This window comes from Leptothrix ochracea L12 (assembly GCF_000262525.1).
Window position 1 is genome coordinate 5,093 of record NZ_JH660671.1, and the last position, 15,453, is coordinate 20,545.

The following is a 15,453-nucleotide window of genomic DNA, read 5'->3' on the forward strand; positions in this document are numbered from 1 at the left end:
AGGGACGTATGAAGAAAGTCGGCGCACGTATCACTGCGGGCATCGGGCTTGTTCGTAATCTAAAAAAAGAGTGCTTAGTAAATCGTTATGAATCACTCACAAGTACGCTCAATCTGCTGCAAGTTCACCGCATGGGCCGTGTTCTTGGTGACGGTGTTGGATTCCTGAGAATGCTGCAACGCGGAGCGTGACCGTATGGGAGTCAAGGCTAACGCGACTCCGATGAACCATGCCGTAAAACGTGTGAACGAGTGTATGCAGCGCGTGGTTGTATCGCCGCAAAAGGTGAGTGTTTGATGTCGCGAGGTTTTTTGTCGTGAAAAAGTGACGTACCCATAAGCTAACGAAAAAAGGCCTGTACAAGGCAGGCCATAGGGTTTCTAACGCGGGCTCTTGAGACGATTCATGCCTAGCTGGGGGCTCGACATGAATCGTCACGAAAGGCTAGTCCATCAAGGGAGCATGCCCAAGTTCCAGTCGGCAAAGACAGGTGCTGGGTTGTTGGTCACGGCGATCGGCACGGTCGCTTGGTTACCCGCCAAGTCCGTTATCAACAGCGAGACGCTCGGTACCACCTGTGCAGTGGTGAAGGCGTGCAGCGTTGTTTCTGCCAAGCGAACTTCGATCACGGTGGAGCCGTCTACTTGTACGCCAAGAGATACTGCACCGTCCAAGCTTGCGCCCGATGTGACCACTTGCGAGGTGTACCCGCCAGCTGCACCACCACCACTGAAGTTCAAAGTGGCAGCGTTGACCGAAACCGCCTCGCTGTACGTCACACGAACCACTGCGGTCGATAAGCCACTTGATGCCGAGGTGTACAGCTCGGCAATGTTGTTGGCTGTGGCACCAGCCGTCGGGAAGACGGTATCCAGCGTGAAGGACATCGGGATGATCGGGGTTTCGTGAGTGGCTAGGGTGCCTATTGCACCCGATTGCACCGACTCCTTGACCAAGAGGCTATTTAGGCCTTCCACCGCCGGCAACGATGAGCCGGGGGTGTAGGCGGTCCAAAGACCGCCGTTCAAACTGTAGGACAGCGTATCGACATTTCCTCCCAGGTTCGCTGCGTTCAACGTAACGGTTGCATTGCTGGTGATGTGGTCGCCAGCAATCCCTGAGTCAGTCAGACTCATGGTCGGGAGTGTGATGAATGGTGAAACTCCAGCTGCTTCGGCTGACGAGAGGCCAGTGGTGACATTCGTGACCGTACCCTGCAGGTTCAGATTGAACGTTGTAGCGGCGGAAATGTTGCCAGCGTCATCGATTTGATGCACCAAGATGTTGTTGGCACCCATCGCGGTCGGGGTGTAGATGCTCGAATCCACCCAAGTAATGCCGCTGTCGGTACTGACTTGGTAGGTCGGAGCAAGGGATGTTTCGCCTGTGAGTGTCAATGTGCCGCTAGAGACAAGTGTTCCCGAACCTACCAACGCACCTGTTGAATCGGTGGCTTGCACAGTGGGTGCTGCCACGAAGTTGTCCACCATGAACGTGGTCATAAAGGTACCAACGTTGCCCGTGGCATCGGTCTGTTGGACCCAGAAGGGAACGGCGGTTGGCGTTGCCACCTGTGCCGGAATAGGTAACCCAGTCGGTGTGAAAGTGCCGTTCACCAAGGTCGGAATCGAGGTCCAAGTCATCCCATCAAAGCTGTATGCCTCTGTCGTCTGGGCTTCAGTAGCCAGCAACGAGAAGGTGGGCTGATTGGTGGTTACGTCGTTGAGCCGACCGCTGTCGGTTGCCAGACCGACCACGGGTAACGGGGTCATGTTGTCGAAGGTGAATGACAACGGGGCACTTGGCGCTGAGGCGTTGCCGGCCGCATCCGTCTGTGTGACGGTCACCGAGACGGGGATGCCGATCCCTGTGGTCTGATTGATCAAACCGCCCAGTGTCAACAGATAGTTCTGCATGCCAAGCAGATCAGTGGTGATCGGCGTACCAGTGGTGGCATCGGTATAGGTGTAGTGCTCGGTCGAGGGATGCAGGTCGGTGATGGTGCTGGTTGAGGTACCGCCGGTCAGCAGGCCCCCGAGCGGATCCCAGAACGAGCCGGTTTGCGAATAGGTCACACCGCCGGCCAAGATAGGGGCATTCAGCGCCAAGGTTGGAGCTGTGGACACCGTGTCGAGCGTGAAGCTGTAAGTGCCGGTGGCCGAGGTGGTCACGTTGCCGGCCGCATCGGTTTCACGCACGAACAGGTTGTACGCCCCATCGGCCAGCACCCCTGGGGCCAAGGCTGAGAGCGGCTGCCAGTTGTTGATGCCGTCCACGCTGTACTCGACCAGATTACCTGCGGTTTCCGGTACGAAATTCGCGGTTGGGTCGTTGGTCAGTTTGTCAGCGATCTGTGCACCGAAAACTGCCGGTGCTGCCGTTGCATCGGCGGAATCCGTAAGCAAGGCGACGGTCAACGCGACTGGGGCCACCGTATCAAGGGTGAAAGCCAACGGGGTGGATGCCAGTGAGACGTTGCCGGCGGCATCGGTCTGACGGACATCGACGGTGTGCGCAGCGTTGGCGGTGGGCGCGGTGTAGCTCGAAGCCCAAGCACCGCCATCGACGCGGTACTCAAGCAGCGCGCCGACTTCAGGGGTCAAAGCGGCCAGAGCAGCGCTGTTGGTCAGGCCATTGGCGCCGTTGGCCAAGGCCAAGGCCAAGCCCAAGGCAGCGGGAGCAACGGTATCGAGGGTGAAGCTGAGCGAGGAAGTGGGCGAGACGTTGCCGGCGGCATCGGTCTGACGGACATCGACGGTGTGCGCAGCGTTGGCGGTGGGCGCGGTGTAGCTCGAAGCCCAAGCACCGCCATCGACGCGGTACTCAAGCAGCGCGCCGACTTCGGGGGTCAAGGCTGCAAGAGCAGCGCTGTTGGTCAGACCATTGGCACCGTTGGCCAGCACCGGAGTCAACGCTGCTGGCGCGAGAGTGTCGAGGGTGAAGCTGAGCGAGGAAGTGGGCGAGACGTTGCCGGCGGCATCGGTCTGACGGACATCGACGGTGTGCGCAGCGTTGGCGGTGGGCGCGGTGTAGCTCGAAGCCCAAGCACCGCCATCGACGCGGTACTCAAGCAGCGCGCCGGCTTCGACGCCGGTGAGTGCGGCCAAGGCGGCGTTGTTGGTCAGGGTGGTGGCACCGTTGGTCAGCACCACGACGGGGGCTGTCGGCGCGACGCTATCGAGGTTGAAGCTCAGTGCGGTCGAGGCTGCGGAGACATTGCCCGCCACGTCGGTTTGGCGCACGTAGAGCGTGTTGCTGCCTTGAGTCGCAACGGGTTGCTGAGCCGTCCAAGTTGCACCGTCGGTGCTGTATTCGACCGAGGCACCGGCTTCGATACCGCCCAAGGTGACGGCGCTGCTGTTGGTCAGGGCGCTGGTGCCCGTTTGCAGGCTGAGCGTCGGCGCCACGACTTGGGTGTCGAGGGTGAAGGTGAAGGATGCAGGCAGGGTGGCGCTGTTGCCGGTGGTGTCGCTCGGATTGTTGTAGCGCACTTCCACGACATTGACCGCATTGGACGTCGGCGTGAAGCTAGTGCTCCAAGTCTGGCCGCCATCGGTGCTGAACTCTTGCACTGTCGAGTTGGGGGCTGTGTCAGCGGCCGGGGTGATTTGCAGCTGGCCCACGCTGGTGATGGCATCGCCGACCACGCCGGTGTCGTTCACCAAGCCCACGGTGGGTGCAGAACCAGCACCGGCCAAGGCGAAGTTGATCGAACCTACGGTGGTCGAAACGTTGCCAGCGGCATCGGTCTGGCGCACATCGATGGTGTAGCTCAGGCCGGGCACCGTGGGCGAGGGCACGTTGTAGGCGCCTTGAGCATCGGCCACCAAGGGCAGCCATGTGCCGCTAGCGTTGATTTGGTATTCGACGGTGGCGCCTGCCTCGATGCCGGTGACGCTGACGCTGCCGTTGTTGGTGGTGGAACCTGCTGGATTGCCATTGGACAAGGCCACACCGGGTGCGACCGGGGCTTGGGTGTCGAGCGTGAAGGCCAGTGGTGCCGAAGCGGCCGAAGCATTGCCTGCGGCATCGACTTGGCGCGCTTCAACGGTGTGAGCGCCTTGGGCTGAGGGTGCTGTATAGGCTCCCCAAGCGCCGCCATCGACGCGGTATTCAACCGTTGCACCGACTTCCGTCGCAGACAGCGCCGTCAGAGCAGCATTGTTGGTCAGGGTGGTGGCACCGTTGGCCAAGGTCGGGGTCACGCTTGCCGGGGCCACAGTGTCGAGCGTGAAGCTCAGCGTGAACCAAGCCGAGATGTTGCCTGCCGCGTCGGTCTGACGGACATCGACGGTGTGGGCGATATCGCCGGTCGGCGCGGTGTAGCTCGAAGCCCAAGCACCGCCGTCAACACGGTACTCAAGCAGCGCGCCGACTTCGGGGGTCAAAGCAGCCAGAGCAGCGCTGTTGGTCAGACCATTGGCACCGTTGGCCAGCACCGGAATCAACGCTGCTGGCGCGAGAGTGTCGAGGGTGAAGCTGAGCGAGCCTGGGTTGGAAACATGGCCCGTGTTGGTATCGAATTGGCGAACCTGAACGGTATGGTTGCCATTTTGGGTGGGCGCGGTGTACACGCTGGTCCAAGCGCCACCGTCAACGCTGTATTCCACCACGCCACTGCTGAGTACACCCGAGAGGCTGATGCCGGCTTGGTTAGTGATTCGGTCACCTGGTGTGCCGGAATCTTGTGTCAGGGTGATGCCGGGAGTAGGCGCGCCGGGGGTGGTCATAGAGATCGGCGTCGAGTTGATAGAGACGTTGCCTGAGACGTCCGTCAGATTCGCCAGCGCTTGGTAAGAGGTATTAGCCGGTAGGGCGCCTGTGTTCAGGGACAACTGCAGCGTGTGCGTGCTCAGATTCAGCGCCGTGACGGCTTGTGTCACTGTTTGTACGGCTGAGCCCGTTTGATCGCGCAGCGTCAGCGTCAGTGAGTCGCCCACCACCGCATCTATGGGCAGGCTCACGTTGACGGTGGTGCCGTTACCGTTGGGGCTGAGATTCAGTTGGGGCGCCGATGGGGCTGTAACGTCGAGATGGAATGTGGATGTGTTGCTGGCCAAGGCGGTGGTCCCGGCTTGGTTCACGCTGATCTGATAATTGCTGTCGCTGAGGTTGTTGGAGCCCAGAAACTTGGTGATGGACCCTGCGTTGATGTCGGTTTGGGTCAAAACGTAGTTGACCGTTTCAAGGACCGCATTGCCTTGGGCGACCGAGAACGTCAGGGTCTGGCCGGCAACCATCGTGCTCGGCAGCGTGACGTCCACCACCATCACATGTGGCGTCCCGGCAGCGTGACTGATCGAGAAGACCAACGGTGGGGCGGTGCCCGTCGCGGTTGGGGATGGGTTCGGCGTTTGGGCCTGTGTGGCGTTGTTCGCGGATGTGGCCGCGATCACGCCGAAGGTCACAGCGCCCAACATGGGCATCAATTCGCCCATGGCCGTGCTGCCGACCGCAGCGGCACCTGCATCACTGCCGCCACTTGCGGCAGCACTGCTGCCGAGGTATTCCATCGGCTGAGCGAGCGCGAGAGGTGCCGGGTCGCTGGCGATGAACGTGGCATCGGCGGCCGTGAGCATCATGGCGGGCTCGTGCAGGGCTGAGTAGCGCAGGGTGTCTTCGCGGCCTGAGGATTCATGGCCCATCGTTCCCGGATCAAATGCCTCCGTGCCATCCGAGATGTCTGCGCCGAAGGTGTCCTCATCGAGGGTCTCGACCGTCTCGACGGCGTTTGTCGCGATCGAGTCCTCTTCCGTACCCTCCGTGTCCGGGGCCTGTCCAAACCGATGAGCGAGCGGTGCTGGTGTCACAGCGGCCGTGGGATGGCCTTCGTGACGCTGTGGCGTGATCGATAAGCCACCATGGTTCACGCCTGCACCTTGTTGCGTTGGGCCGATGGCGGGCATCACTGACGGATTGACTGTGGACTCGTTCATGTTTTGGCTCGGGAAGACAGACGTGCGTGGCTTGTGCTGACGAATTTTCGCAAGACTAACCGACAACTCTTAGGGTGTCTTGTCAGAAAAATGAACGAAAGATCCGACCTGATTGATCAAGCTTAGGGGGCACAACATGCCGCAGATTGGTGGATCGTGAACGCGACAATTGGCTTTTCGCGCGCACAAAGCATCCTTTCGTGGGCGGGCTTGTTGCACACTGTGGCGCCAAATCAACACTTGCTGCTCGTCGGTCGTCGCATGGAATCTTTTCTTCTCTCCACGGGCATCGTGGCCTTGGCCGAAATCGGCGACAAGACCCAACTGCTGGCGTTTATCTTGGCGGCGCGCTTCCGCCGGCCGGTGCCGATCATCTTGGGCATCTTGGTGGCGACGCTGGCCAATCACGCTTTGGCGGCGTCGTTGGGGTCTTGGGTGACGTCCTTGCTCAGCCCCAATCTGCTGCGCTGGGTCTTGGGCGGCTCCTTCATCGCCATGGCGTTGTGGACCTTGGTCCCCGACACCTTTGACGAGGATGACGCCAAGCTCGCATCGTTGGGCGGCGTGTTTGGCACCACCTTGGTGGCCTTCTTTTTGGCCGAGATGGGCGATAAAACCCAAGTGGCCACGGTGGCCTTGGCGGCGCAGTACCAAGCCATCGTGGCGGTGGTGGCCGGCACCACCTTGGGCATGCTGATCGCCAACGTGCCAGCGGTTTTGCTGGGTGAGCGCATCGCCCATCGCATCCCAGTCAAGCTGGTTCACGGCATCGCAGCGGCGATTTTTGCGGTGCTGGGCGTGCTGACGCTGGTTTCAGGCCAGATGTTTAGCGGCTTCGCGCACGCTCAAGGCTGAGAGGCGAGTGCTTTCTTGATTCAGGAAGCGCCGCACGCCTTCGGGGTCGTGGCGAGCGTGGTCGCGCAAGGCCCAGCCGATGGCTTTGCGGATGAAGAAATCACGCTCTGGGGCGAGTTGGCGGGCAAAGCGATAAAGCCGCAGCGTGTCGGTTTCAGTGCGCCAACCCAACTGGTGAATCATGGCGATGCGTCGCACCCACAGCGAGGGGTGTTCCAAGGCGGTATCCATGCAGCGCTGCGCGTCGGGGTTGGTGCGCCGCGCCACGCGGACCACATCACCCACCACGCTCGCGAGGCCATCGACCGAATCCCACCAAGAGCGTTGTTGCGCCAAGGCCAGCAGCCCCTCGATCTGATCCAAGCCCAGATGCTTCACCTGCCGAGCCAGAACATCGATGCCGACATAGGTGTATTCCCGTTCAGGCAGCGCCCACAGGGCTTGGACGTGGGCCAGCAGCTCAGCGCCAGAAATCTTGGATGAATCCTTGGCGAGGTCGCGCACCAACGTTTGGGTGGCTTGGCGCCGCAGTGGGGTACTCACACCCAGAAAGGGAAACTGGTCGCGCATATAGGCGCGCATGCCCACCGCCCGCTCGGCATCAGCCAAGGGCACCAAGGTGGCGCACACGGTGTGGACGAAAGTCTCAGGGGTGATGGACATGGGGAGACTCCTGAAAGAGGGACACCCAAACAAAAAGGCCCCGAAGGACCTTTTTTATATCGCTTGCGTCGTCACGCGAACGATGAAAGCCATCCCTTGCGGGATGCAGCCATCACTTGCTGGCAGCGTGCTCGTGCTTTTCAGCCTTGGCGCCCGAAGCAGCGTGTTCGTGCTTCTCGGCCTTTTCCTTCTTAGCGTGCTTGGCTTCCTTCTTTTCAGCCTTTTCGCCAGAAGCAGCCGCTTCGTGAGCTTCAGCCTTTTCCTTCTTGGCGTGCTTAGCAGCCTTCGAAGCAGCGCTGGCCGGAGCTTGTGCAGCGACCGGAGCAGCAGCCTTCTTCTCTTCCTTCTTTTCGACCTTGGCCGAAGCGGAGGCTGCCTCAGCAGACTTGGCCGGTGCGTCAGCGGCGAAAGCGCCAGCGGCGAACAGGGAAGCGATCAGGGCAGCAAGAAGTTTGTTCATGGTCAAGTGACAGATGTCATTTAGGTTGAGGTACTCACACAACGCTGAACGGACCGATTCGGTTGACAAGCAAATGCTTCGAGGTCTGATGATCGTTTTGGCGACCCAAAAGCAAAAGGCCCCGCAGGGCCCTTTCTTGGATCAAAACGCCCGCAGGCGCCAGATCACTTGCTGGCCGAAGCAGCAGCAGCCTTGGCCGACTTCTTCTTGGCAGCGTGCTTCTTGTGCTTAGCCTTGGCCTTGGCCGGAGCAGCAGCCACTTCCGGAGCCTTGGCAGCAGCGGGAGCCACATCAGCAGCGAAGGCGCCCACGGCGAACACGGAGGCAATCAGGGCGGCGAGGATCTTGTTCATGGTGGTTTCCTGGGGGTGAGTTTGGTAGGAGGTACTCACACAACGCGGCTCGATCAGCCTCGGTTGACGCTGAGTTGAAAGATTTTTGTCAGCCTCTGGTGGCGCTGGTCGAAGACCGATTCAGACTGGCTGCCACATCCCGGAAGGCTCCCAAAGCTGCTTCGAGATGCTCGATGATTTCCTGCTGCAACACATCAGGCGGTGGCAGCGTATCGAGGTTGTCGAGACTCTCGTCTTTGAGCCAGAAGATGTCGAGACTCGCTTTATCGCGGGTGATGAGTTCGTCATAGCTGTAGAACTTGAATCGTTCAGTGGCTCGGCGTAGATGGCGGTTTTCTGGGTGGTAGCAGGTGATGAAATCCTGTAGGTCATCCAGCTTCAGCGTCCGTGTTTTCAGGGTGAAGTGCTTGTTCGTTCGCAAGTCGTAAAACCAGATGCCTTTCGTATGCACTTGGCCATCTTTGGGTGCGTTATCGAAGAACACCACGTTGGCTTTCACACCTTGTGCGTAAAAAATGCCCGTAGGCAGGCGCAGGATGGTGTGTACGTCACACGTGTCCAGCAACTTGCGGCGAATCTTTTCGCCGGCACCACCTTCGAACAACACGTTGTCAGGTAGCACGACCGCAGCCTTGCCGTCCACTTTCAGCATGCTGACGATGTGCTGCAAGAAGTTGAGTTGTTTGTTCGACGTGGTTTCCCAGAAGTCCTGCCGCTCGTAAGTCAGCGCATCTTTGTCTTCTTCACCTTCCTCATTGGTGAAGGTCATGCTGCTTTTCTTGCCGAAGGGCGGGTTGGCCAGCACGTAATCCACTTTTATTTTTGATTCGGCGATCAGCGCGTCCGAACGTTCCACCAGCGGCGCACCGTTCAGCTCGCCGATGTTGTGTAAGAACAGGTTCATCAAGCACATGCGGCGTGTGTTGGGCACGATCTCGTTGCCGTGAAAAGTCTTGTCGCGCAGGAATTCTTTCTCGGGTCTGCTTCGTCCCGTCCCCGGTCGCGTCAGCCAGTTGTAGGCACCAAGAAAAAAGCCGCCGGTGCCGCATGCTGGGTCGGCAATGGTTTTCATGGGCTCAGGGCGAACGCAGTTCACGATGGCATCGATCAAGGTTCGAGGCGTGAAGTACTGTCCCGCACCGCTCTTGGTGTCCTCGGCGTTTTTCTGCAACAGGCCTTCGTACAAATCGCCCTTGGTGTCGGCACCCAAGCTGATCCAGCTCTCAGCGTCGATCAATTGCACCAGCCGTGATAGCTTGGCTGGGTCTTGGATTTTGTTCTGCGCCTTGAAGAAGATGGCACCCAGCATGCCCGGTTCCTGTCCCAGCTTGTGCAGCGTGGCCAGGTAATGCGCTTCCAGCGGCTCGCCCACCTTGGGTGTCAAGCTGGCCCAGTCGTAGCCTTTGGGGATATGGGTGTCGCGGTTGTAGGGCTTTTGGGCGTATTCATGGGCCAGCTTCAAGAACAGCAAGTAGGTGAGCTGCTCCAGGTAGTCTCCATAGCCCACGCCGTCATCGCGCAGGGTGTGGCAAAAGTTCCAGACTCGCTGGACGAGGGATGAGGTGTTCATGGGCTTGCTTTCATGCATCCAGCAGTTCGGCCGTTAGGCGTTTGATGCCGGCGACGAAGTACTTGAAACTGGGGGAGCGGGTGTTGTCCAAGGACAGGTATTGCCCGATGGCGCGTGATCCGGCACGTTTTTCGATGCCAATCTGATCGGCCTCACCGCCACGCCTGACAAGCGCACCTTCGGGTTTTTCAACGAGAACATCGTCGCCGAATACACCTATGAGCAATCCGTGGCCGATGGCGTCAACGTCGGATATGACGTGTACGAGATCGAAACTGAAATCACTCAAAAGGGTGCCGAGCTAAAGGCCAAAGAATGGGTCGATCACCGTGACCGGCAAACCCGCAAAAAGCGATGGAGCGAAACCGAAGAGGACACCGCCTACACCGGCAAAGAACTCGACCGCTCCGTGGTCAATGTCAGCCAGATACGCCAGGTGATTCAGGCGATGAAGACCGCCGTCGAGACTCAGATTTTCCCGGCGCGCAAGGAAACCCCCAAGACGCTGATCTTTGCCAAGACCGACAGCCACGCCGACGACATCATCAACATTCTTCGTGAGGTCTATGGTCAAGGGAACGCCTTCTGCAAAAAGGTCACCTACCGCGCCGAAGAAGACGCCGACAGCATCCTGTCCAGCTTCCGAAACGACTACAACCCGCGCATTGCCGTCACCGTTGACATGATCGCAACGGGCACCGACGTGAAGCCCTTGGAAGTGCTGCTGTTCATGCGCGACGTGCGCAGCAAGGGCTACTACGAGCAGATGAAAGGCCGTGGCGTGCGCTCGCTCGATGGCGACAGCCTGAAGCGGGTCAGCAACAGTGCCGACGGTGCCAAAACCCGCTTTGTGCTGATTGACGCCGTGGGCGTGGAAAAGTCGCTGAAAACAGAAAGCCGCCCGCTGGAGAAAAAGCCCGGTGTGGGGCTCAAAGACTTGCTGCAAAACATCGCCATGGGCAGCCGCGACGACGACACCGTGCTCTCGCTCGCCAACCGCCTGATCCGTCTGGGTAAGCAACTGGACGATAAAGCCCAGGCCCGCATTGAAAAAGCCTCGGGCGGTATCCCGGTGGCGGAACTGGGCAAAGGTCTGGTTGCCGCGCTGAACCCCGATGCCATCGTCGCCGCCGCACTAGCCACCGCACAGGCAAAGGGCATCACCCGCAGCGAAGAAACATTGATGCCCGAAGAAATCGAGGCTGCACGTGCTGAGCGCGTCGCTGCTGCCTGCGCACCCTTCGATCAACCGGCGCTGCGTGACGAAATCGAAGCCGCCCGCCGTGAACGCGAACAGCTCATCGACCATATCAACCTCGATCAAGTCACCTTTTCAGGCTTCAGCGAGCAAGCCGAAGCCCAAGCCAAACAAGTGATCGACAGCTTCGCGACCTATATCGCCGAGCACAAGGACGAAATCGCCGCGCTGAGCTTCTTCTACCAGCAGCCCTACCAACGCCGCGCGCTCACCTTCGACATGATCGAAGACCTGCACGAACACTTGCAGAAGCCGCCGCTGATGCTCACCACCGAGCGTCTATGGAGCGCCTATGCGCGGGTGCAGGCCGCCCAAGTCAAAGGCATGAACAGCAAACGCCAGCTCACCGATCTGGTGTCACTGGTGCGTTTTGCGCTGGGACTAGAAACCGAACTCAAACCCTTTAGCGAGCAAGTGGATAAGCGCTTTCAGGCCTGGATCTTTCGCCACAACGCCCAGCGCGCCACGGCCTTCACGCCTGAGCAGATGGATTGGCTGCGCCTGATGAAGGAGCACATTGCCAGCAGTTGCAGCATAAAGCGGGATGATTTTGATTATGAAGAACTGGCAGGCAAGGGCGGATTACAGAAGGTGTGGCAGGTGTTTGGCCAAGAATTGGATACGTTGATGACTGAAATGAATCAGGAGTTGGTGGCGTGAGTGATTTGCCCAATGGCTGGTTGGCCGTTAAATTAGAAGATGTTGCAATATGGTCTTCTGGGGGGACTCCTTCAAGATCTAAACCAGACTATTATGCTGGAAATATTCCTTGGTTTAAAACAGGAGAGCTTGGCCCACGCACGCTCATGGCGTCTGAAGAACATATTTCAGAGGAGGCTGTTAATTCATCAAGTGCAAAAGTATTCCCAAAAGGTGCTGTTGCCTTGGCTATGTATGGTGCGACCATAGGGAAAACATCCATCTTTGGGATTGATGCTGCAACAAACCAAGCCTGCGCAGTTGGAATTCCTGACGCGATCAGTTCAGAGTTTCTTTACTATTTTTTGGTTTCCCAAGAAAAAGGTTTCACTGATGCCGGTAAAGGCGGAGCACAGCCCAATATTTCTCAAGGCATTGTGAAAGCGTGGCCTTTGCTTCTTCCCCCGCGTGCCGAACAAACCCGCATCGTCGCCAAACTCGAAGAACTCCTATCCGACCTGGATGCGGGCGTGGCCGAACTCAAAGCCGCGCAAAAAAAGCTCAAGCAATACCGCCAGTCCCTGCTGAAAGCCGCCATCGAAGGCGCACTCACTGCCGAATGGCGGCAGCACAACCCGCCCGCCGAAACTGGCGCTGCGCTGCTAGCGCGCATCCTGCAAGAACGCCGCGCCCGCTGGGAATCCAAACAGCTCGCCAAATTCGCAGAGCAAGGCAAAACCCCGCCCAAAGACTGGCAAAAGAAATACCCCGAGCCGGTGCAGCCGGATACCACCGGGTTACCTGAATTGCCGCAGGGGTGGGTTTGGGCGAGTATTGAGCAAATAGCTTCAAATGGAAAATATAGCCTCGCTATTGGCCCTTTTGGTAGCAATCTCACGGTGCCAGACTATCGTGATTCTGGCGTTCCCCTGATTTTTGTTCGGAACATTCGTTCGGGTCGTTATGGTGACGGCTATACGAAATATGTGACCGAAGAAAAAGCGAAGGAGCTTTGTGCTCACAGCGTGCAAGCTGGCGATGTGTTGATTACAAAAATGGGTGAGCCGCCTGGGGATGCTGATGTTTATCCAGAAAACCAACCAGTTGCAATCATTACGGCTGACTGCATCAAAGTGCGCTGCTGGGTAGGGTTGATTCGCCCCGAATTTCTGAAGGCTGTGATTAATTCATATATAGGTAAAAAGCAGATAGAACCTATTACGCAAGGTGTGGCGCAGAAGAAAGTTAGCCTAGGACGTTTCACCGGGCTTGCTGTTCCCGTTGCACCAATTGAAGAGCAAGACAAGATGATTTCCTTGTTCTCCGCAGCTAATACTGATGTAGCCGTGCAAGAGGCTGCGATTAATTTGGCCATCAAACAATCCACAGCCCAACGCAAAAACATCCTCAAAGCCGCTTTCTCTGGTCGGCTAGTCCCGCAAGATCCAAACGACGAACCGGCTAGCGGGCTGCTGGAACGTATCCGCGCTGAGCGGGAGCAGGACCAGCGATCACAATCACGGCGGACACGTCGTTCTGCTGCATCCGGGGCTTGCCCATGAAGATCGAGACCATTCGCCTGCGCAATTTCAAGGCGTTTCGCAACATCAACCTGACGGACTTGCCCAACTTTTTGGTGGTGGTGGGGGCCAACGGCTCTGGCAAGACCACGCTGTTTGATGTGTTCGGTTTTCTGCACGACTGCCTCAAGGGCACGGTGCGTTCGGCCGTGGACAAGCGTGGGCGCTTTCGCGAAGTGCTGAGCCGAGGGTGTGATCCGGCCAAGGACACGATCCAGCTCGAAATCCAGTACCGCATGGAAATCACCGGCAAAGAACGGCTGGTGACCTATGCGCTGGAAATCGGCGAAGTGGCGGGCCAACCCGTGGTGTTGCACGAAGTGCTGCGCTACAAGCGCGGACGCCACGGTAAGCCGTTCCACTTCTTGGACTTTGTGCGCGGCGAGGGTTATGCCATCGTCAATGAAGAAGACTTCACCAAGGCCGAAGAGGAGCTGGAGCGCGAAACGCAAAAGGTTTCGCCTGACACCTTGGCGATCAAAGGACTGGGCCAGTTTGAACGCTTCAAGGCCGCCAATGCGTTTCGCCAGTTGATTGAACACTGGCATGTGTCCGACTTCCACATCAGCGCCGCCCGGGGCCGCAAGGATGCGGCAGGCAACTCGGAGCACCTGAGCGAATCGGGCGACAACCTGCCGTTGGTGGCGCGATCACTGTACGAGCAGCACCCGGCCGTGTTCCAGCGCATCTTGGACACGATGGCACGGCGGGTGCCGGGCGTGGCCTCGGTCGAGCCTAGGCTCATGGACGATGGCTACCTGACCTTGCGATTTCAGGACGGCTCGTTCAAAACGCCCTTTCTGGATCGCTATGTGTCCGACGGCACCATCAAGATGTTTGCCTACTTGGTGCTGCTGCATGATCCCAGACCCCATCCGCTGCTGTGCGTCGAGGAGCCAGAAAACCAGCTCTACCCACGGCTGATGGGTGAGTTGGCTGAAGAGTTCCGCAGCTACGCCCACCGGGGTGGGCAAGTGTTTGTGTCCACCCATTCACCCGATTTCCTCAACGCCATTGAGCTCGAAGAAGCCTGCTGGCTGGTCAAGCGCGATGGCTGCACGGAAATCCACCGCGCCAAGGACAACGCCCAGATCGCCGCCTACATGGCCGAAGGCGATCAACTGGGCTACCTCTGGAATGAAGGTTTCTTTGACGGGGTGGACCCGCAATGAAAGAGCTGGTTTTCTTGGTGGAAGGTGAGGCAGAGCGGAACTTGCTGGACGCATTGATGCCCCGTCTGTTGCCTGAAGGTATGGGCTATCGGGTGATTCCTTTCCAAGGCAAGCAGGACATGGAAAAGCGCATGGGGCAGCGGATTCGGGGCTACCAGAACGCAACGGCCCGCTTCATCGTGTTGCGCGACCAAGACAGCCATACCGACTGCGTGGCCCTCAAACAGGGTCTTCAGGCGCGATGCCAAGGTACAGGCCGAGAGGCGCAGTGCTTGGTGCGCATCGCCTGCACTGAGTTGGAGACGTTCTATCTGGCAGACCTCACCGCCGTGGCTCAAGCGCTGGATATACCGAGCCTATCGAAGCATCAGGAAAACAAGAAATTCCGTAACCCGGACCACCTAGGCAGCCCGAGCCGAGAACTCAAGGCGTTGACCAAAAACCGTTACGAAAAACGTGCCGGATCACGCGCCATCGGGCAATACCTGTCCTTGGACAACACCCGCTCCCCCAGTTTCAAGTACTTCGTCGCCGGCATCAAACGCCTAACGGCCGAACTGCTGGATGCATGAAAGCAAGCCCATGAACACCTCATCCCTCGTCCAGCGAGTCTGGAACTTTTGCCACACCCTGCGCGATGACGGCGTGGGCTATGGAGACTACCTGGAGCAGCTCACCTACTTGCTGTTCTTGAAGCTGGCCCATGAATACGCCCAAAAGCCCTACAACCGCGACACCCATATCCCCAAAGGCTACGACTGGGCCAGCTTGACACCCAAGGTGGGCGAGCCGCTGGAAGCGCATTACCTGGCCACGCTGCACAAGCTGGGACAGGAACCGGGCATGCTGGGTGCCATCTTCTTCAAGGCGCAGAACAAAATCCAAGACCCAGCCAAGCTATCACGGCTGGTGCAATTGATCGACGCTGAGAGCTGGATCAGCTTGGGTGCCGACACCAAGGGCGATT

Annotated in this window: 13 protein-coding genes; 7 read left to right on the top strand and 6 right to left on the bottom strand. The window is 58.6% G+C overall.

Translation table 11 applies throughout. The features are described from left to right. Nucleotides 1–191: hypothetical protein (locus LEPOCDRAFT_RS02770; RefSeq protein WP_216579392.1), on the top strand; the 191-nt coding region annotated here is incomplete at its 5' end. 261 nt (nt 192–452) lie between these two features. On the opposite strand, the gene LEPOCDRAFT_RS00610 is transcribed toward LEPOCDRAFT_RS02770, so the two are convergent. Beyond that, nucleotides 453–5,936, bottom strand: coding sequence for a beta strand repeat-containing protein (locus tag LEPOCDRAFT_RS00610; protein WP_009453233.1), 5,484 nt, complete (start codon nt 5,934–5,936; stop codon nt 453–455). Nucleotides 5,937–6,197: 261 nt separating this feature from the next. Between LEPOCDRAFT_RS00610 and LEPOCDRAFT_RS00625 the strand changes: the two genes are divergently transcribed. Beyond that, nucleotides 6,198–6,791, top strand: coding sequence for a TMEM165/GDT1 family protein (locus LEPOCDRAFT_RS00625; RefSeq protein WP_043909603.1), 594 nt, complete (start codon nt 6,198–6,200; stop codon nt 6,789–6,791). Here LEPOCDRAFT_RS00625 and LEPOCDRAFT_RS00630 read toward each other — a convergent pair. The 5 genes from LEPOCDRAFT_RS00630 to LEPOCDRAFT_RS00650 all read right to left on the bottom strand — a co-directional run bounded on the left by LEPOCDRAFT_RS00630 (nt 6,750) and on the right by LEPOCDRAFT_RS00650 (nt 10,063). Next, nucleotides 6,750–7,454, bottom strand: coding sequence for a DNA alkylation repair protein (locus LEPOCDRAFT_RS00630; protein WP_009453235.1), 705 nt, complete (start codon nt 7,452–7,454; stop codon nt 6,750–6,752). The genes LEPOCDRAFT_RS00625 and LEPOCDRAFT_RS00630 overlap by 42 nt on opposite strands. A 112-nt stretch (nt 7,455–7,566) precedes the next feature. Continuing rightward, entirely contained in the window at nt 7,567–7,914 is a 348-nt protein-coding gene (locus tag LEPOCDRAFT_RS00635; RefSeq protein WP_009453236.1) for a hypothetical protein, read from the bottom strand. 164 nt (nt 7,915–8,078) lie between these two features. Next, nucleotides 8,079–8,267, bottom strand: coding sequence for a hypothetical protein (locus tag LEPOCDRAFT_RS00640; protein WP_009453237.1), 189 nt, complete (start codon nt 8,265–8,267; stop codon nt 8,079–8,081). Nucleotides 8,268–8,355: 88 nt separating this feature from the next. Then, entirely contained in the window at nt 8,356–9,837 is a 1,482-nt protein-coding gene (locus LEPOCDRAFT_RS00645) for a class I SAM-dependent DNA methyltransferase (protein ID WP_043909605.1), read from the bottom strand. Nucleotides 9,838–9,847: 10 nt separating this feature from the next. Then, nucleotides 9,848–10,063, bottom strand: coding sequence for a hypothetical protein (locus LEPOCDRAFT_RS00650; protein WP_043909599.1), 216 nt, complete (start codon nt 10,061–10,063; stop codon nt 9,848–9,850). Nucleotides 10,064–10,066: 3 nt separating this feature from the next. Here LEPOCDRAFT_RS00650 and LEPOCDRAFT_RS00655 point away from each other — a divergent pair, with 3 nt between their 5' ends. The 5 genes from LEPOCDRAFT_RS00655 to LEPOCDRAFT_RS00675 form a co-directional block, all read left to right on the top strand. Then, nucleotides 10,067–11,755 carry a type I restriction-modification enzyme R subunit C-terminal domain-containing protein gene (locus LEPOCDRAFT_RS00655; RefSeq protein WP_009453239.1) on the top strand — a complete coding sequence of 563 codons (1,689 nt, stop codon included), beginning with the start codon at nt 10,067–10,069 and terminating at the stop codon, nt 11,753–11,755. After that, nucleotides 11,752–13,296 carry a restriction endonuclease subunit S gene (locus LEPOCDRAFT_RS00660; RefSeq protein WP_043909601.1) on the top strand — a complete coding sequence of 515 codons (1,545 nt, stop codon included), beginning with the start codon at nt 11,752–11,754 and terminating at the stop codon, nt 13,294–13,296. The genes LEPOCDRAFT_RS00655 and LEPOCDRAFT_RS00660 overlap by 4 nt, the downstream gene beginning before the upstream one ends. Then, complete coding sequence (locus tag LEPOCDRAFT_RS00665; protein ID WP_009453241.1) at nt 13,293–14,486, top strand: AAA family ATPase; 1,194 nt, start codon at nt 13,293–13,295, stop codon at nt 14,484–14,486. Before LEPOCDRAFT_RS00660 ends, LEPOCDRAFT_RS00665 begins: the two co-directional genes overlap by 4 nt. Continuing rightward, nucleotides 14,483–15,058, top strand: a complete 576-nt coding sequence (locus LEPOCDRAFT_RS00670; protein ID WP_009453242.1) for a DUF4276 family protein — start codon at nt 14,483–14,485, stop codon at nt 15,056–15,058. The genes LEPOCDRAFT_RS00665 and LEPOCDRAFT_RS00670 overlap by 4 nt, the downstream gene beginning before the upstream one ends. A gap of 10 nt (nt 15,059–15,068) precedes the next feature. After that, the coding region (locus LEPOCDRAFT_RS00675) for a type I restriction-modification system subunit M N-terminal domain-containing protein (protein ID WP_172632718.1) at nt 15,069–15,453 on the top strand (385 nt) is incomplete at its 3' end.